Raw genomic sequence first — 18,088 nt, forward strand, 5'->3', positions numbered from 1 at the left:
CGGCCCAGATTCGCCCGTGCCGCGTGCATCGGCCCTCCTCGCAGGTCTGGGGGCGGCGCTCGCACTGGTTGTCCTCTCCGCGCAGATTCATGGCCTCGACCTCCTCGTGTACCGGCAGGGCGCCCTCGCCCTGCTCGGGATGGCCGGCGACCAGCAGCTCTATGATCCATCCCTGATCGAGACGGACACCCGCAGCCTTCCCTTCACCTATCCGCCGTTCTCCGCACTGGTCTTCATACCCCTTGCCCTGCTCCCGGTGTCAGGAGCACTGGTCGTGGTGACCGCCGTCTCCCTGGCCTGCCTGTTGGTCGTGGCACGGTGGGTCGGCCGCTACCTGGCAGACCGGCAGGCGCTTCCGCTGTGGGCCAGCACCCGGTGGGGCAAGGCCACGGTGCTGGTCCTCCTGGTGCTCCTCATCGGGGTCAGCGGCCCGTGGCGGGAAGGGCTCGGCTTCGGCCAGATCAACCCCCTGATCCTCGTGCTGATCGTCGCGGACCTCCTTCGGCCGCCCGGTCGCGTGCCGCGCGGGTTCCTGATCGGCATCGCGGCCGGCATCAAGCTGACGCCACTCGCCTTCGGCCTGATCTTCCTCGTACGCAGGGACTGGCGTGCCATCCTCGCCCTGGGTACCGGGTTCCTCGCCACCGTGGGGATCGGTTGGCTCGCGGCTCCCCGGGAGTCGGCCCGGTTCTGGTTCGGTGCCATCGGCGATCCGGCACGCGTGGGTGACACCACGGACATCTACAACGTGTCGCTGAACGCCTTCCTCGCCCATCTCGGGGCGAGCGGCGCCCTGCAGCGCTCCCTCTGGATCCTTGGGAGCCTCGCGGTGATCGCGCTCGGTTACGCAGCGATCCGCCGCGCGGAGGACGACGGCGACCTCGTTCGCGCCGTCACCGCCAACGCCGTCGTCATGCTCGCCATCTCCCCGATTTCCTGGTTCCACCACTGGGTGTGGATCGCCCTCCTGATCCCCGCCGCCTGGGTCCATGCGAGAAATCATGCAGGGACGACGCGCGTGGTGGAAGTGGCGTTCGTGGCCCTCCTCCTGCCGGTGATGATGTTTTCGTCGATCACCGTGACGCTCATCCTTACGGGGCGGGTGTCCGGCGATGGCCCGCCGGCCCTTGAACTCTTCACGAGCCTCGGCGTCCTGTTGCCCGTTGCCCTGCTGGTGCTGTGGCTCGGGCCCCGCCTCAGCCTCCCGTCCGGGCCCCCCGGCGGAGCTCGACCGTAATTTCCGCTGCCCGCTCGGTTGCGGCACGCGCGCCCGCCGCAATCAGGTCCATCAGCCCGAGTGCTTCGAAGGTTTCCAGGGCACTCTGGGTAGTTCCATTGGGGCTCGTCACCGCCCGCCGGAGTGCGGTGGCATCGGCCCCCTCCTCCGCGAGCATGAAGCCCGCTCCGGCCACGGTCTCCCTGGCCAACAACCTGGACAGCTTCCCGTCAAGGCCCAGCTGCTCTCCCGCGGCGGCCATCGCCTCGGCGAGGTAGAAAGCGTAGGCGGGCCCTGAGCCGCTGACTGCTGACACGGCATCGATCTGCTGCTCCTGAACTTCCACCACGGTTCCCGCAGATGCCAGGAGAGCACGCGCCCGCTCCATCTGCTCGGGGCCGGCGTGGGTTCCGGCCGAAATCGACAACACGCCCTTTCCGAGGCGCGACGGCGTGTTCGGCATGGAACGGATGACCGGCTGCCCGTCATTCAGCGCGTCCTCGATCAGGTCGATCGGAACGGCGGCCGCCACGCTGAGCACCAGCGCGGAGGGCTTGAGCGCCGAAGCGATCTCGCGCGCCAGCGACACCACGCCCACCGGCTTGACACCGATCACGACGACGTCGGCAGCAGCCACCGCTGCCCTGTTCGCCTGTGCGTCCTCGGCGGTGGCGAGCACGGTGATTCCGTGCCGCTCCCGGAGTTCCGCTGCACGGTCCGCCCGGCGCACGGTTGCAGTGACGGAGGATTTCTCCAGACCGGCGGTGAGCAGCCCGCCGAGAATCGCCTCGTTCATGGAGCCGCAACCAAGGAAAGTAACGTACCGGGCCTCAGAATTCGTCATACGCCCATCCTGCCATGGAGCTTTCCCAGCCTTCTCCCAGCAAATGTCCTGTTGCGTCACAACCTCGGGTCGTACGGTTTGAAGTACCTCATGAAGGTGCGAGTGAGACCGGATTTTCCTGATCCGATCCGGCGCCGGCGGCAACAGGTGATTCCCCCAACACCTGGACAGCGCCGGCGCCATTCCTTTTTAACTACTTCTCCGGTTATCTGCGGGCTTCAGGAGCTCAGGTGTCTCCGGGCGAAGGCGAGGGTGTCGGCGAGCCACTGCTCCCGCTCCCCCGCCCCCCGGGCCTTGCGGGTGCTGACCTCGACCGCCACCACGCCCTTCCACTCCGATTCTGCGAGGAACCCCAATGACTCGGCACACCGCTGCTGTCCCTGCCCGGGCAGGAGGTGTTCGTCCCTGCCGTTGGGTGTTCCGTCAGTCAAGTGAACATGCGCGAGCCGGCTGCCAAGGCCCCGGATCTCCTCGAATGAATCCATGCCCGCAATGGCGGCATGCGAGAAGTCCCAGGTGACGGCGTCGTACGGCTCCGGCACCGGATTCCAGTGCGGCAGATAAGCCTTGGCCTCGCGGCCCCGGACCTTCCACGGGTACATGTTCTCGACGGCGATTTCCACCCCGTACTCCGCAGCCACCCGCTGAATTCCCTCGGCGAATTCCTCGGCGTAACCCGTCTGCCACCGGAACGGCGGATGCGTGACCACCGTAGCGGCACCCACCTCCGCCGCCATTGCCGCCGACATCTCGATCTTGGTCCATGCCTTGCCCCATACCTGCTGGGTGAGCAGCAGAGTGGGTGCGTGGATGGCGAGGATGGGTTGCTCGTACCGTTCGCTCAGGACAGTGAGCATGTCCGGGCTCTGGCTGACGTGGTTGTTCGTCACCATGACCTCGACGCCGTCGTACCCGAGGTCCTGCGCCAGTGCGAAGGCATCGTGCACGGCGAGGGGGTAGACCGAGGCGCTCGACAAGGCGACAGGAATGACCGCTGCGCCGGAATCGGACGCCATCTCAGCCGCCGCCCTTCGAGACGGACCGGATCCGGGAATCGAGCTGCTCATGTCCCACACCGATACCGGGAAGGGGATGCTCGGCCTCGAACATCTTCGAGTCGAATCGGCGGAGCAGGAGTCCCTCACGCAGGGCCCACGGGCAGATGTCCATGGACGGCACATCGAACAGCTCAAGGGCAGCTTCGGCCACCAACGCGCCGGCCAGAACCTGTGAGGCCCGCATGTCGGATACACCGTCCAGGTTGATACGGTCCCTGGCGGGCATGGCAGCGAGTCTCTTGGTCCACAATTTCAGGTCTTCGAGGCGGAGCTCACGCCTCACGAAGGGCCCGGCGGCCGAGGGCTCGGCCCCGGCGATGCGCGCCAGCGACCGAAAGGTCTTCGAGCTTCCCGCCACGAGGTCCGGACGCCCGAGTGGTGCGAACTGCTCGGCTGCGTCCTTGAGCGTGGATCGGATGTACCTGCGAAGCTCCTTGACGCTCTTCGCCGACGGCGGGTCCTCCGGAAGCCAGTTGCGGGTGAGCCGTCCAGCTCCCAACGGAACGGACAGCGCAAGCTCGGGGAGCTCATCGGAACCCATGGCCATCTCGAAGGAACCACCACCGATGTCGAGGTTCAGGATGGAACCCGCGCCCCAGCCGTACCAGCGGCGTACCGCCTGGAAGGTGACCGATGCCTCCTGGTCGCCGGACAACTCCTGCAGGTCCACTCCGGTCTCGTCCTGAACCCTTGCCAGCACGGCCGGTCCATTCGCCGCCTCGCGGATGGCCGAGGTGCAGAACGCGAGGAAGTCCTCGGCATCGTGCCGGCGCGCGAACTCCCGGGCCTCCCGCACGAAACCCACAAGCTCGTCCTGCCCGTGGTCCGTGATGCTGCCCTCCGCATCAAGGTGTGCCACGAGCTGCAGGGACCTCTTATGGGAGGCGAAGGGAACCGGCCTCGCCCCGGGGTGGGCATCCACCAGGAGCAGATGCACGGTGTTCGATCCAATGTCCAGCACACCTAGCCGCATGTTTCGGGCACCTTCCAACTGCTCCTTCGAAAATCATCTGATCCGGTTTCGAACAGTACGCCTACTTGCCCGCGGCTACCTTGCGCTTCGCAGGAGCGCGCCGGGTGGTCTTCTTCGGCGCCGGGCCCTTCGCCCGCTTCTCGGCAAGCATATCGATGGCCTGCTCCCGCGTCAGTTCCTCGATGGCCATGGAACCGGGCACGGTGATGTTCGTGACGCCGTCGGTGATGTAGGCACCGAACCGCCCGTCCTTCACCACAATAGGCTTCTCGCTCGTCGGGTCGTCGCCGAATTCAGCGAGCGGCGGCGTGACGGCCCTGCCTCCGCGCTGCTTGGGCTGGGAGTAGATCTCGAGCGCCTGTTCGAGGGTGATGGTGAAGATCTCCTCCTCCGACCCGATCGACCGGGAATCGCTGCCCTTTTTGAGGTAGGGCCCGAATCGGCCGTTCTGCACTGTGATCTCCTTGCCCTCGGCGTCCACACCGAGCACCCGCGGAAGGTTCATCAGCTTCAGGGCATCCTCAAGGGTGACGGTGTCCACCGTCATCGTCTTGAACAGCGAGCCGGTGCGTGGCTTGACCTTGGCCGGTTTCTTCGGGGGCTTGGGCTTGCCGTTCTTGTAGTACTCCACGGGCTGGTTGGCGAGATCCTCGGCACTGGGCTCGGGAATGAGCTCGATCACATAGGGGCCGTAGCGCCCCTCGCGGGCCACGATCTCGCGCCCCGTCCCGGGGTCGGTTCCCAGCATCCGTTCCTGGGAGACCGGGGTTTCCATGAGTTCGATCGCCTTCTCGGCGGTGAGCTCATCCGGGGCGAGGTCCTCGGGTACGTTGGCGCGCTGCGGCTCGGTGCCCTCCGGGGCGTCGTCGGGCAGCGGCTTCTCGAGGTAGGGACCGAACTTGCCCACGCGCAACGTGATGCCTTCGGCGATCTCGATCGAATTGATGCGCCGCGCGTCGATCTCGCCGAGGTCGTTCACGATGGTGTGGAGGCCGGTCTCCTTGCGGTCGCCGTAATAGAAGGAGTCCAGCCACTCGACGCGCTTGGTCTCTCCACGCGAGATGCGGTCGAGATCCTCCTCGAGTTCGGCGGTGAAGTCGTAGTCGACGTAGTTGTGGAAGTGCTCCTCGAGCAGCCGGACCACGGAGAAGGCGATCCAGGTCGGCACCAGGGCCTGCCCGCGTGTGCTCACATAGCCACGATCCATGATGGTGGACATGGTGGCGGCGTAGGTGGAAGGGCGCCCGATCCCCCGCTCCTCGAGCACCTTCACGAGGGAAGCCTCGGTGTAGCGCGGCGGCGGCGAGGTCTCGTGGCCGACTGCCTCGACGGAGGTCGCCCCGAGCGAATCACCCTTGGTGACGTTCGGGAGGCGCGAGCCCTGGGCGGCGTCGTCGTCGCTGTCCGCGTTGCGGTCGGCGTCACGTCCCTCCTCGTAGGCGGCGAGGAAGCCGCGGAAGGTGATGACGGTGCCGGAGGCGGAGAACTCGGCGTCCCGGCCGTCAGCGCTGACGGCGCCGAGCCGCAGTGACGCCGTCGAGCCCTTGGCGTCGGCCATCTGGGATGCGACGGTGCGCTTCCAGATCAGCTCGTACAGGCGGAACTCGTCACCGCGCAGCGCCTTCGCGACCTGCGCCGGCGTGCGGAAGGAATCCCCTGCGGGTCGGATTGCCTCGTGCGCTTCCTGCGCATTCTTCGATTTGCCCTTGTAGACGCGGCGCGCCTCGGGAACATATTCGGCGCCGTACAGTTCGGACGCCTGGCGGCGCGCCGCGTTCACCGCCTGATCGGACAGCGCGGGCGAATCGGTACGCATATAGGTGATGTAGCCGTTTTCATACAGGCGCTGTGCCACCTGCATGGTCATCTTCGAGGAGAAGCGGAGTTTGCGCGCCGCCTCCTGCTGGAGGGTCGACGTCGTGAACGGCGCGGCAGGGCGGCGGGTGTACGGCTTGGTGTCGACGGAGCGGATGGCGAAGTTCGCGCTCGCAAGGCCTGCGGCGAGTGAGCGGGCGGACTCCTCGTCGAGGCGGACCGTCCCCGCAGCCTTCAACTCACCGCGGTCTGAGTAGTCCTTGCCCGAGGCGATACGGCTTCCGTCGACGGCCACCAGCTTCGCGGGGAACGCCGAACCCTTCGACTCGTCAACGGGTGTGAACGTGCCGGTCAGGTCCCAGTACGACGCCGTGCGGAACGCCATGCGCTCCCGTTCCCGCTCGACCACGAGCCGCGTGGCCACGGACTGCACACGGCCGGCGGAGAGTCCGCGGGCCACCTTGCGCCAGAGGACGGGGGAGATCTCGTAGCCGTACAACCGGTCGAGGATGCGCCTGGTTTCCTGGGCGTCGACCATGGGCATGTCGACGTCGCGCATTTCCAGCAGGGCACGCTGAACGGCTTCCTTCGTGATTTCGGGGAAGGTGAGGCGGTGGACGGGCACTTTGGGTTTGAGGACCTGCAGGAGGTGCCACGCAATGGCTTCGCCTTCGCGGTCACCGTCAGTTGCGAGGTACAGCTCGTCGGCGTCCTTCAGTGCGGCCTTGAGTTCCGCCACTTTTTTCTTCTTGTCCGATGACACCACGTAGTACGGTTCGAAACCGTTCTCGACGTCGACGGCGAACTTGCCGAGCGAGGTCTTCTTCATCTCAGCGGGAAGGTCGGAGGGCTGCGGCAGATCGCGGATATGCCCCATGGATGCAGCGACCTCGAAGCCCTCGCCGAGGTAGCCCGCAATGGTCTTGATCTTTCCGGGGGACTCTACGATAACGAGCTTCTTGCCGTGCTTTTTATCCGTGGCCTTTGTGGGCACTTCACTCCTAGGTACGGTTTCATTGCACCAGCGCGTCGAGGGTTTCCGGACGGAACACCGCTGCTGGGCCTCACCAGTATGCGTTCTGCGTACCTGCACTAGGGTAGCCGCTTTGGTTAGGCCGCCGGAATCAGGAAGCCGTCGATGACCAGGTGCTCCACTTCCGCGAGAAGCCCCGGAATGAACCCGGCCTCAGGGCGCTGCAGCAAAGCTGCGAGCGCACCGGCGATCTGGCCGGCGGTCAACTCGCCGTCGCATGCGGAGGCGAACCCGGCGAGTTCGGTGCTCAGCAGTGTGGTGCGTCGAAGGCCCCCGCCCTGCCGCAGGAGGATCACTCCGGGGTGCTCGGCGCCCGGGCGCTGGTGGCGCTCCTCGGTGACGTCGTCGGCGACCAGGAGGTACGCCCCGGCCAGGCCCGAGCCGGAATTCCTGCCCTGCGCCGCTGCCCAGTCCTCCCGCGCGACGGCGGCGCCGAGGTGCGGGCCGAGCGGCTGCTCCACCTCGTGGGTCACCTCTTCGAACCGGAAGACGGTGCGCTTCCTCTCCCCGACGGGACGGCGGAGCCACACCATCCCGAAGCCGATCCCCTCGACACTGCGCATCCCGAAGTCGGTGAGGTACTCCCGGTAGCGTTCCACGTAGGAGTCCGGGTCGCGGTTCTCGGCGGCGTCACGCAGCCAGGTTTCGGCGTACTGCACAGGCGAAAGCTGCTCCCGCTGGATCACCCAGGCATCGACGTCGTCCCCGAACCAGGCACGGAGCCGGTCGTTCCAGCGGGCGCCCGACGGAATCTCCCAGTTGCCGAGCAGCTGTGCCGATCCCCCGGGCTTCATGACCTGTGGCAGTGACTGGAGGAGGGAGGACACCACGTCGTCCCCCGCCAGTCCGCCGTCGCGGTACGTGTACCGGTCTCCGCCCGGGCGCCGCGGCGTGATCACGAAGGGCGGGTTGGACACCACGAGGTCGAACACTTCGTCAGCCACGGGTTCCAGCATGCTGCCGAGGCGGAGCGACACACGGTCCTCCAGCCGTGCGGGATCGATCGACAGCGCGTCCGCGTTGAGCAGCAGGTTGAAGCGGGCAAACGCCAGCGCGCGCTCGGAGATATCGGTGGCGGTGACGTGCCGAGCGTGGGCCAGCAGGTGGAAGACCTGGATCCCGCATCCCGTTCCGACATCCAGCGCGGTGTCCACGGGCTTCCTGATGACCGATCGCGCCAGCGTAAGCGACGCTCCGCCGATGCCCAGCACATGATCGGAGCGCAGTGCGCCCGGTCGCTGGGCCGCGCCCACGTCACTCGCCACCCAGAGGTCCCCGCCGACGTCGGATGCGTAGGGTCGGAGCTCGACGGCGGCGCGCCAACCCGCGCCCGCGGGCTCGATCAGGCGCAGTGCGGCGAGCCCTGCGACCTTCAGGATGGGAAAGGCGGCGTCCAGCTGGTCCTCGGGGAGCTCCCGGCCCAGCAGCCACAGGAGCACCGCAGGAACGGGAGTGCGTTCGGCAGGGTCCCGTTCCAGCGCAGCGCGGCACTGCAGCAGGGCCGGGACCAGCTGGTCGCGGCTCAGGGCCCCTGATGCCTCGGGGCCGAGCAGCGCATCGACGCCGTCGACCGTGTAGTCCGCGGCAGCGAGATCAGCTGCCAGCGCGACGAGCAGCCCGGGATCCTGGCTGGAAGGGGCGGTGGCGGTGTCGTGCCTCACGCCGCTCCGGCAGCGGTGGCCTCGGCATCGTCGGTCTCACAGCCCTGCGGGCAGCGAAGTGTTGCGGGCCGGGCAGCGCAGTCGGAGCAGTAGAGGGTGAGGTTGCGGCACGCCTGGTTGGAGCAGTTCTCGAACTTGCTGGTGGGCGCCTGGCAGCGAACGCACTTGCCGATGGTCACGGCGTCGTCGCTGAATTCGAGGTGCATGCGCTTGTCGAAGACGTACAGCGACCCCTCCCACAGGCCCTTGTCGCCGTAGGTTTCCCCGTAACGCACGATGCCGCCCTGCAGCTGGTACACCTCACTGAAGCCGCGGTTGAGCATGAGGCTCGAGAGCACCTCGCAGCGGATCCCGCCGGTGCAGTAGGTCACCACGGGCTTGTCCTTCAGGTCGTCGTATTTTCCGGACTCGAGTTCGGCGACGAAGTCCGCCGTCGTTGAGACCTCGGGCACCACGGCGTTCCGGAAGCGTCCGATCTGCGCCTCGAGTGCGTTGCGTCCGTCGAAGAAGACGACCTCCTCCCCTGCGCTCCGCTTGGTATCGACAAGTGCGTGCAGCTCTTCGGGCCTCAGGTGCACGCCGCCCCCGATCACGCCGTCGGCGTCGACCTTCAGTTCCCCGGGAGCGCCGAAGGAGACAATTTCGTTCCGCACCTTGACGCTGAGGCGCGGGAAATCATCAGCACCGCCGTCGGAGTACTTGATGTCCATCTTCTTGAACGCCGGGTAGAGGCGGGTGGCCTTGACGTACTGCTTGACCGCGTCGAGCCCACCGCCCACGGTGCCGTTGATGCCGTCCTTCGAAATGAGGATGCGGCCGCGGAGCCCGAGGCTCTCGCACAGGGTCTTCTGCCACAGCTTCACGGCTTCCGGATCCGCGAGCGGAGTGAAGGCGTAATACAGGGCAATCCGGTTCATCGACACGTATTAAAGGGTACTTTGTGCATCAAAATCGTTGCTTCCGGATGCGGGTATGTTCTTCGGCGGCCGGGCAAACTATCGTTCATCCATGAGTGCACCTGCGAGCAGTGAACTTTTTTCCACGTGGCTGACGGGCTGGTCCACCTGCCGCGGCTATGAGCCGTCCGACGACGGCTCCACGACCTCCGTCGTCCACACGGACCGGGACAACGAGACCGAGCACTTCCTGTATGAGCCCTCCACCGAGCTGTTCCTGAGGGTCGCCGAGGAGACGAAGGCTGATCCGACCCGGAGCCTGTCGGTGGTCACCAGCCGTCTGCAGGAACTGATCGACGCCGTCGACCCGCTCGGGATGCGGATCCTCGACCGGAAACAGTCGCTGATGAGTGCAGACATGCTCGCCCAGGACGTCGAGGACCCCCGGCTTCCCGACGAGGGGTACACTTTCCAGCGCCAACGGGACGGCGAGTGCCAACGGGTCAGCGTGCAGTTCGACGGTGAGCCCGCGGCCCACGGTTCCGCCAACGTCGTCGGCGAGTACGCGGTCTTCGACCGCATCGTGACAGTCGACGAGTTCCGGCGTCGCGGCCTGGCAACGTTCGTCATGCGGGCGCTGATCGCGGGAGCACTGGAGGAGGACGTCACCACCGGGCTCCTCCTGACCACCGCGGAGGGACGCGCGCTGTACGAGTTCCTCGGTTGGGAGCACCTCATCGACGTGTTCGTTATCAGAGGATAAACGCACCTTGTCGCGGAGCTAGCGCCGGTCGGGTGACACAATGACGGCGTGGCACTGCAGAATTCGCTGATCAGCCTGCTTGGCGCAGGGCCGGAACCGGAACAGCTGCTGCACGTCCGCGAGATCCCGGCGCGCAAGGCTGTTTTCGAGCCGTGGCCCGCCTGGGCGCACCCCGACGTCGTCTCCGCTTTCAGTGCACGCGGCGTCGCCGAACCGTGGCGCCACCAGGTTGCCGGGGCGAATGCCGTGCACGACGGCGCACACACGATCGTGGCCACGGGCACCGCGTCCGGCAAATCCCTCTGCTACCAGCTTCCCGTGCTCGACGCGATCCATCGCGGTGAATTGGAGTCGCCGGCAACGCTGGCACCGGCAGGTGCGGTGGCCCTGTACCTGGCGCCGACCAAGGCCCTGGCCGCTGACCAGTTGTCCGCCGTCAATGCGCTGAAGCTGCCCACGGTGCGGGCTGAAACCTACGACGGCGACACCGATTCGGGCGCTCGCCGCTGGATCCGGGACCATGCGAACCTCGTGCTCGCCAATCCGGACATGCTCCACTACGGCATTCTTCCGAACCACGCCTGGTGGGCGCGGTTCTTCCGGCGGCTGAAGTACGTCATCATCGATGAAGCGCACAGCTACCGGGGGGTCTTCGGCTCGCACGTGGCCAACCTGATGCGGCGACTGCGCCGCGTCTGCGCGAGCTACGGCGCGTTTCCCGTGTTCATCGGTGCCTCAGCTACCTCGGCCGACCCATCGGCGTCGTTCGGCAAGCTCATCGGCGCGCCCGCCACTGCGGTCACCGAGGATTCCTCACCGCACGGCTCGACAACCGTTGCGTTCTGGGAGCCGCAGCTCACCGAGTTGAGGGGGGAGAACGGCGCCCGGTCCCGCCGCACCGTCATCGCTGAAACCTCCGACCTCCTGGCGAACCTCGTGTCCGCCCACGTCCGCACCATTGCGTTCATCAAGTCCCGACGTGGGGCCGAGAGCATTTCGGCCACGGCACGGCGGCTGCTGGAGGAGGTCCACCCGAGCCTGCCGCAGCGGGTTGCTGCGTACCGTTCGGGCTATCTGCCGGAGGAACGCCGGGCCCTGGAAACGGCACTCCGGAGCGGCGAGCTGCTGGGCGTGGCCAGCACGTCCGCGCTCGAGCTCGGCATCGATATCTCGGGGCTCGACGCCGTCCTCATCGCGGGCTGGCCGGGCACGCGTGCGTCGCTGATGCAGCAGATCGGCCGGGCCGGGCGTTCGGGCCAGGACGCCGTCGCCGCTTTCGTGGCCAGCGATGACCCTCTGGACACCTACCTCGTCCACCACCCCGAGGCAGTGTTCGACGTCGCGGTCGAAGCGACAGTCTTCGACCCGTCCAATCCGTACGTCCTCGGTCCGCACCTGTGCGCCGCGGCGGCCGAGCTGCCCCTGACCGAGCCGGACCTCGACCTGTTCGGCGCCACCTCGGACGTCCTTCTCACGCAGCTGTGCGAACAGGGTTACCTCCGGCGTCGCCCGGCAGGTTGGTTCTGGACCCACCCGCAGAGCGCTGCCGGGATGGTGAACCTGCGGGCTGACGGCGGGGGTCCCATCAACATCGTCGAGTCCGGCACCGGCTCCCTCCTCGGCACCATGGATTCACCGCAGAGCCATTACCAGGCGCACCAGGGAGCAATCTACGTGCACCAGGGGCGCACCTACGTGGTCGAGGAGCTGAACGAGCAGGACCATTGCGCCGTCGTGAAGCGCGCCAATCCCGACTTCTACACGCAGGCGCGGGACGTGACCCAGATCGAGGTGGTGGGGCGCAACCGCACCGCGGTCTGGGGTGGGGTGCTCGCCAACGTCGGCGACGTCAAGGTGACCACCCAGGTGGTGTCCTTCCAGCGGAAAGCCTTCGTGTCGAACGAGATCCTGGGTGAGGAACCCCTGGAGCTCGGCGCACGGGACCTTTTCACCAAGAGCGTCTGGTTCGAGATCGACCCGAAGCTGCTGGAGGATGCCGGCATCACTGCCGAGGAACTACCCGGGGCACTGCACGCGGCCGAGCACGCGGCCATCGGGTTGCTTCCGCTGGTGGCCTCCAGTGACCGCTGGGATATCGGCGGAGTGTCGACGGCGCTGCATGCCGACACCGGTCTGCCGACGATCTTCGTCTACGACGGTCATCCGGGCGGCGCCGGGTTTGCGGAACGCGGCTTCGAGGCCGCACGGACCTGGCTGACTGCAACCCGGGACGCGATTTCAGCGTGTGAGTGCAGCGACGGCTGTCCCTCCTGTGTGCAGTCTCCCAAGTGCGGGAACCGCAACAATCCGTTGAGCAAGGCCGGCGCGGTGACGCTGCTCTCGTTGGTCCTTGAGCAGGAGCGCGTTGGAACCCGTCGTCCGCTGTAGGTGGGGCCTGCGACGCCGGCTTCGGCTTCGGTGCCCGCTGTTGAAGGGCGCTCCGCACTCCACCTCCTGTTCCTCGTGTCACTTCCTACCCGTTGCTGCCCGGCAGGCGGAGAGTGATGCGAAGATGTAACGGTGGCAGCTGACCGTTCCTCCTCCCAGGTCCGCTGCACCGCCCTGACACGCTCCAAGCTTGCACCCAACCCCGGGCCGATGAGCCTCGAGGGCACCAATTCGTATCTGATTGCTGCGGACGGCCACCCGGGAGTGGCCGTGGTGGATCCCGGGCCGCTCGACGAGGAGCACCTTCGGGAGCTTGCTGCCGGCCCCGTGGAACTCATTCTGATCACGCACCGCCATGCCGACCACACCGCCGGGGCCGAGCGCCTGCATGAACTGACGGGCGCGCCTGTCCGCGCCGCCGACCCACATCATTGCATCGGACAGAAGCCACTGCAGGCCGGTGAGGTCATTGCGGTCGCGGGAACGGAAGTCCGGATAGTGGCCACGCCAGGACACACCTCGGATTCCGTCTGCTTCCACCTTCCGCTCGACGGTCCGGCGGGTTCCGTCCTCACCGGCGACACGGTCCTGGGCCGCGGAACCACGATGCTCGACCACCCGGATGGCCGTCTCGGCGATTACCTGTCCTCCCTCGACCGGCTCGAACTGCTGGGCCCCGCCACGGTGCTGCCCGCCCACGGCCCTGTCCTGCCGGCGCTGGACACGATAGTCCGCGCCTACCGCCTGCATCGTCTGGACCGCCTGGACCAGATCCGTTCCGCCCTGACACGGCTCGAACCGGGCGCCGGGATACCGCAGGTCACCGACGTCGTCTATGCCGACGCCGACCCATCCGTGCGGCGCGCGGCCGAAAGCTCGGTGGGAGCTCAACTGGAGTACCTCCACTCCCTCAGGTAGCGACCCGGGTCCTGCTGGGATCACCGCCGTCCAACACAGGACCGTCCCTACCGGTGACTGAAACCTCAGAGGTCGGGGTGGCATCTTCGGTGGCGAGCCTGGTGACATCCCGGGTCGGCCCCTGCCCTGGTTTCGTGACGAGAAGCTTGGGCACAGCCGGGGGCGGTTATTCGAGGGTATGGTCAAACGGTATTGTCCCGCGAGAACGAAGGGAACGCAGGGGTGCCATTTGTACTGTCCCGCTTGATCCGGCGGCTCGGGCGTTCGCGTTTCTGGGTGATGCCGGCGCTCATCATCACCGCGGTGTTCCTTACCAGTTGGCCACTCATGATTTGGGCTGAGCCGTCCGGCAACACGATCACTTCGGCGGACAGCTACTGGTGGTGGTTTCTGGTCACCGCAGCGACGGTCGGATACGGGGACTTCTTCCCGACGACGGTCGGCGGTCGCCTCGTCGGGGTATACGTCATCGTCGGCGGCATCGTCACCTTGACCACCCTGTTTACCAGGATCGCGATGGCGATCGAGAATGCGAAGGGACAGCGTATGAAGGGCCAGTCGGATCTGGAGATGTCGGACCACCTCGTGATCGTCGGCTACACGCCCGGGCGCACCGAACGGCTGATTCACGAAATCCTCGCCGATGATGCCCACTCGGTTGCCCTGTGTGCCTGGCATGACGTTTCCGTCAATCCGATGCCCGAGCATCCCGGTCTTGGTTTCATCCGTGGTGATCTTGCCGAGGAAGGTGTGCTGCTGCGTGCCGGTGTGCACCGCGCCGCGCGCGTGCTCATCGACGCCCGCGACGACAACGAAGCACTGGCCCTCACCGTGGCCGTCACGCATGTGAACCCCAACGCGCACACAGTCGTCACACTGCGCGATATGAGTCGTGCCCTCAATTTCTCCTATGTCGACGACGACGTCCGCTGTGTACAGTGGCACTCCCCTCGCCTTGCGACCGAAGAGCTGCAGGACCCCGGAATCGCTGTCGTTTACGCTGACCTCATGAGCCACGGCGGTCGAAACACCTACAGCACGCGACTGCCCGAGGCGCTCCCGCAGGTGAATTTCGGACAAGTCCAGGAAGCTATGGGCCGGAGCTTCACCACCACGGTGCTCGCTGTTCAGCACGAAGGGGCTGTTATCAATCCCGGCTGGGACACGCAACTGCCCGAAAGCGCTGTCCTGTACTACGTGGGCGAGCGCAGGCTTTCCCCGGAGGAAATCGTCAGTGCACTCGCACAGTAACCTGCGGACGACACAACGAAGGGGCGCATCATCGTAGACGAAATAACCGTGATCGGTGCTGGAGTCCTCGAGCCAGCCGCGGGCCGTGAGCTGGCCGGTACTCGCATTTCCGAGACCACCATGCTGCACTCGTCATGACCAATGACGGGAAGCAGGAAGTCCGACGCGGCCCACTCCGGCTGCTCTGGGGCCTTCTCCTGCTCGGGGTGCTCTGGGCAGTGCTGGTGTTCCTGTGGCCCGACTTCCTCAGCGGCTTGCGCACCGAGGGCGGTTCACTGCCGGGGCGCCCGGAGTGCATGGTCGAGACCGCCGACGGAAAAGTCGGACTGACCCGGGATGAGGCGCAGCTGGCCACGACGGCCGTAGCACTCCTGGCCCGCGGTGTGGAGGCGCCGGATACCTCCGGCATCGATGAGGCTGTGCTGCAACGACTGGCCGACGGGCCGTCCGAAGGCGCTGGTCCCAGCCTGGCTTGCCAGGGCTCGGCCGCCAGGAACCTGCAGGAACAGCAGCTGACGGTCACCGGGCTGACACCGCGCGCCGAGCGGGTGCGCGAGGCGATGACCGAGGTGTTCGGTGATCAGAGCCTTGGCGGGTTCATCCCGGGTGGCGTCGGTGAGGGACACGGAGCGGACTCGACACATTACGATGGCCGGGCCATCGACGTCTTCTTCCGTCCGGTGAGCGAGGAGAACCGGCGTGAGGGATGGATACTCGCCCACTGGCTCGTTGCCCATGCCGGGGACCTGGACATCCAGTACGTGATCTTCGATGACCGGTTCTGGAGCGTACACAGCTCTCGAGGGCAGTGGCAGGACTACGATGCACCCGAGCCCGGCAACCAAATCCTGCGCCACCTCGACCACGTGCACGTGGACGTGCTGGGCGGAGGTACCGGCTGAGGAGCAGTTCAAGGCATCGCTTCGTGGAAGGGTGACCACACCGGGCTCGGACCCGTCCGGTGAACCCACCGCGGAAATGCCCGGTGAACGCGGAATGCCCCGACTGCGCCCCCGGTTCGCTCGGGACCGCCAACCCTGGTCCATTCGAGGCCGCTCCGGGTGATAGCGGGCATCCCACCATCAGCGCTGAGCGCCCGTGCAGTGACCTCATCTGGTTGAACCATCCTGGTTTCGAGACTGCGCGACGGGCCGATCACTTCCGACGTCGCCGATCATGCGGAACGTGAACTGGCGGAACATACCCGCCGTCCAGGTTGTTGTACAGGGTGATGACTACAGCCCAGGAACTGGACCTGACCTCCCTCTCTCCTACCCGTCTGTGGGTGCCCAAACATGTGATGATCACGCGGGCCGCAGCGGAGCTACCGCACACAGCCGGGATCATCAGGCGCTGCGAGCGCGCCGGCGTCGACGACATCCGGATTCTCCCCGGCAACGCGCTGACGGGACTCCGAGGCGCCACCTAGCGCGAGACCTACGCATCCGCCAAGAACACGCTGGCTGTCGTCGTCGCACCTCCGAGTTCGCTCAAGCCGCAGCCGATCCCACCGAGCGCGGACTGGCGCATCGACCTCGCCAAGGGCTGCCCAGCCCACTGCCAGTACTGCTACCTCGCCGGATCACTGCAGGGGCCTCCCATCACCCGCGCCTACGCCAATATCGACGATGTGCTGGACGGCATCCGCACTCACGCCGGCAAGGGTTCCGTCACCCGTGGGACCCTCCAGCGTGGTGACGAGGGTACGACGTTCGAGATGTCCTGCTACACGGACCCACTCGGAATCGAGAGCGTGACCGGTTCGCTCGCTGCCGCGATCTCCCGCGTCGGGGCAGGTGAGTTCGGAAACGACGTTCAGTTGCGGTTCACAACGAAGTTCGACGACGTCGGTGAGTTGGTGACCCTCGATCATGGGCGTAGAACGCGGATCCGGTTCTCGGTGAATGCCGCCGAGGTAGCAAACCGCTTCGAAGGCGGAACCGCGCGAATGCCCGCGCGGCTTGCCGCTCTCCGTGCGGTGGCAACGGCCGGCTATCGAGTGGGTCTGACGATCGCCCCGATCATGCCCGTACCTGGTTGGCGGGAGCAGTATGGCTCGCTGCTCGACGACATTTCCGAGGCCGTAGCCGGCATCGGCGACCTCGATCTAACGGCCGAAATCATCACGCACCGCTTTACCCCTGCGAGCAAGGAGGTACTGCTTGGCTGGTATCCGAGGACCAAGCTCGAAATGGACGAGGATTCGCGGAGCCAGAAGCGTTCGAAATTCGGTGGAGTCAAGTACGTGTACCCGAAACAGACCATGACGGAAATGCGCGAGTGGTTCATGCAGGAGCTGGAGCGGCGCCTACCGGCTGCCCGGCTTCTCTACTGGACCTGATTCACGAGCGCTGGACTCGATCGGCCGGTTCTTGGTCATCGGGCGGGTCATGTGCTCGTAGGTTCGCGTGAGGGCAAGAGCACCTGGGTGGGTATTCAGAGTTGTGGCAAGGTGACTGTCCTTCCGCCGCGGTCCGTAAGGGGAGGTAGTCGGGAAGAACTGATCTGTTCCTCGGGGTGTTCCGCGGGTAGTCTGCGGGCAGCGTGCACTCCAAGGTGGGAGTGCCGTCGGAATTTCTACCGAGGAGGCCCATGGCACGCGAAGTGACTTGTTCGATGAGTATCTCGCTCGACGGCTACATCGTCGGGCCGGACGGCGGCTTTGACTGGTCACGTCCCGATGACGAGGTGTTCCAGTTCTCCATCGACGAGGTACGAGGAGTCGACGTCCATCTGCTCGGACGAAGGCTCTACGAGACGATGCTGTACTGGGAGACCGCCGAGCAGGATCCATTGCTCGACGACAAGGAGCTCGAATTCGCCGACATCTGGAACAGGCTTCCGAAGGTCGTGTTCTCGAGAACGTTGTCGGCGGTGCAGGGCAACACCCGTTTGGCGTCCGGCAGCCTGGCTGAGGAGATCGGCCGGTTGAAAGCGGAGCCGGGAGTGGGTGGCATTGCGATCGGCGGGGCGACTCTCGCTGCCGAGGTGGCCTCGTTGGGCCTGATCGACGAATACCGGGTCCGGGTGTACCCAGTGCTCGTGGGCGGTGGCATCCCGTTTTTCCCCCGACGGGAGCAGCAGGTGGGTCTCGAGCATGTGGAATCCCGCACTTTCAGCTCAAGGGTCGTCTACCTTCGCTATCGTGTGGCGCACTAGCAACTGTCTGCAGCGCTTCCCTGTGCGCCAGGCTGGAGTGAGACACCCTTACTAATTCCTTCCCTTGCACGGGGTGAGAAGCGAGACAAATAGCGATGACGATGACGACGGCT

The 18,088-nt window shown here is 66.2% G+C and carries 14 protein-coding genes and 1 pseudogene; 9 read left to right on the top strand and 6 right to left on the bottom strand.

The genetic code is table 11. From position 1 onward, the window contains the following. The first annotated feature begins 16 nt into the window (after positions 1-16). Complete coding sequence (locus IWX65_RS09470) at positions 17-1,237, top strand: glycosyltransferase 87 family protein (protein WP_196882368.1); 1,221 nt, start codon at positions 17-19, stop codon at positions 1,235-1,237. On the opposite strand, the gene proC is transcribed toward IWX65_RS09470, so the two are convergent. From proC to trhO, 6 genes are all read right to left on the bottom strand, one after another. After that, a complete protein-coding gene (proC, locus tag IWX65_RS09475; RefSeq protein ID WP_196882369.1) occupies positions 1,197-2,060 on the bottom strand; it encodes a pyrroline-5-carboxylate reductase in 864 nt (287 codons plus the stop codon). The genes IWX65_RS09470 and proC overlap by 41 nt on opposite strands. Positions 2,061-2,278: 218 nt before the next feature. Further along, the gene (locus IWX65_RS09480) at positions 2,279-3,076 is read right to left on the bottom strand and encodes a sugar phosphate isomerase/epimerase family protein (protein ID WP_196882370.1); all 798 of its coding nucleotides are present in this window, start codon (positions 3,074-3,076) and stop codon (positions 2,279-2,281) included. A gap of 1 nt (position 3,077) precedes the next feature. After that, the gene (locus tag IWX65_RS09485; protein WP_196882371.1) at positions 3,078-4,091 is read right to left on the bottom strand and encodes a Ppx/GppA phosphatase family protein; all 1,014 of its coding nucleotides are present in this window, start codon (positions 4,089-4,091) and stop codon (positions 3,078-3,080) included. 61 nt (positions 4,092-4,152) lie between these two features. Further along, on the bottom strand, positions 4,153-6,900 hold the full coding sequence (gene topA, locus IWX65_RS09490; RefSeq protein ID WP_196882372.1) for a type I DNA topoisomerase: 2,748 nt from the start codon (positions 6,898-6,900) through the stop codon (positions 4,153-4,155). A 116-nt stretch (positions 6,901-7,016) separates the two neighbouring features. After that, positions 7,017-8,600 carry a DUF7059 domain-containing protein gene (locus tag IWX65_RS09495; protein WP_196882374.1) on the bottom strand — a complete coding sequence of 528 codons (1,584 nt, stop codon included), beginning with the start codon at positions 8,598-8,600 and terminating at the stop codon, positions 7,017-7,019. Further along, on the bottom strand, positions 8,597-9,523 hold the full coding sequence (gene trhO, locus IWX65_RS09500) for an oxygen-dependent tRNA uridine(34) hydroxylase TrhO (protein WP_196882377.1): 927 nt from the start codon (positions 9,521-9,523) through the stop codon (positions 8,597-8,599). Before trhO ends, IWX65_RS09495 begins: the two co-directional genes overlap by 4 nt. An 85-nt stretch (positions 9,524-9,608) precedes the next feature. Between trhO and IWX65_RS09505 the strand changes: the two genes are divergently transcribed. From IWX65_RS09505 to IWX65_RS09540, 8 genes and pseudogenes are all read left to right on the top strand, one after another. After that, positions 9,609-10,259 carry a GNAT family N-acetyltransferase gene (locus IWX65_RS09505; RefSeq protein WP_196882379.1) on the top strand — a complete coding sequence of 217 codons (651 nt, stop codon included), beginning with the start codon at positions 9,609-9,611 and terminating at the stop codon, positions 10,257-10,259. Positions 10,260-10,307: 48 nt separating this feature from the next. Further along, positions 10,308-12,647, top strand: a complete 2,340-nt coding sequence (locus IWX65_RS09510; protein WP_196882381.1) for a DEAD/DEAH box helicase — start codon at positions 10,308-10,310, stop codon at positions 12,645-12,647. A gap of 132 nt (positions 12,648-12,779) precedes the next feature. After that, a complete protein-coding gene (locus tag IWX65_RS09515; protein ID WP_334683776.1) occupies positions 12,780-13,565 on the top strand; it encodes an MBL fold metallo-hydrolase in 786 nt (261 codons plus the stop codon). Between the two features lie 222 nt (positions 13,566-13,787). Beyond that, positions 13,788-14,816, top strand: coding sequence for an ion channel (locus IWX65_RS09520; protein WP_196882395.1), 1,029 nt, complete (start codon positions 13,788-13,790; stop codon positions 14,814-14,816). A gap of 134 nt (positions 14,817-14,950) precedes the next feature. Further along, a complete protein-coding gene (locus IWX65_RS09525; RefSeq protein WP_196882397.1) occupies positions 14,951-15,718 on the top strand; it encodes a hypothetical protein in 768 nt (255 codons plus the stop codon). A gap of 329 nt (positions 15,719-16,047) precedes the next feature. Continuing rightward, positions 16,048-16,245 carry a hypothetical protein gene (locus IWX65_RS09530; RefSeq protein ID WP_196882399.1) on the top strand — a complete coding sequence of 66 codons (198 nt, stop codon included), beginning with the start codon at positions 16,048-16,050 and terminating at the stop codon, positions 16,243-16,245. Positions 16,246-16,260: 15 nt separating this feature from the next. Further along, a pseudogene (locus tag IWX65_RS09535) lies at positions 16,261-17,157 on the top strand (spore photoproduct lyase family protein); the annotation flags it as partial. 251 nt (positions 17,158-17,408) lie between these two features. Next, positions 17,409-17,975 (top strand): dihydrofolate reductase family protein, encoded by a 567-nt coding sequence (locus tag IWX65_RS09540; protein WP_334683777.1) that lies wholly within the window; start codon positions 17,409-17,411, stop codon positions 17,973-17,975. Positions 17,976-18,088 lie beyond the last annotated feature (113 nt).

The sequence above is a fragment of the Arthrobacter sp. CAN_A214 genome, assembly GCF_015751955.1.
Taxonomy (GTDB): domain Bacteria; phylum Actinomycetota; class Actinomycetes; order Actinomycetales; family Micrococcaceae; genus Arthrobacter_D.

What these genes read in the sequence shown, in the direction of transcription:
- IWX65_RS09485 (WP_196882371.1), bottom strand. Translation starts at nt 4,091, where the DNA reads ATGCGGCTAGGTGTGCTGGACATTGGATCGAACACCGTGCATCTGCTC.
- IWX65_RS09540 (WP_334683777.1), top strand. Translation starts at nt 17,409, where the DNA reads ATGGCACGCGAAGTGACTTGTTCGATGAGTATCTCGCTCGACGGCTAC.
- proC (WP_196882369.1), bottom strand. Translation starts at nt 2,060, where the DNA reads ATGACGAATTCTGAGGCCCGGTACGTTACTTTCCTTGGTTGCGGCTCC.
- IWX65_RS09480 (WP_196882370.1), bottom strand. Translation starts at nt 3,076, where the DNA reads ATGGCGTCCGATTCCGGCGCAGCGGTCATTCCTGTCGCCTTGTCGAGC.
- IWX65_RS09530 (WP_196882399.1), top strand. Translation starts at nt 16,048, where the DNA reads ATGACTACAGCCCAGGAACTGGACCTGACCTCCCTCTCTCCTACCCGT.
- IWX65_RS09505 (WP_196882379.1), top strand. Translation starts at nt 9,609, where the DNA reads ATGAGTGCACCTGCGAGCAGTGAACTTTTTTCCACGTGGCTGACGGGC.
- IWX65_RS09525 (WP_196882397.1), top strand. Translation starts at nt 14,951, where the DNA reads ATGACCAATGACGGGAAGCAGGAAGTCCGACGCGGCCCACTCCGGCTG.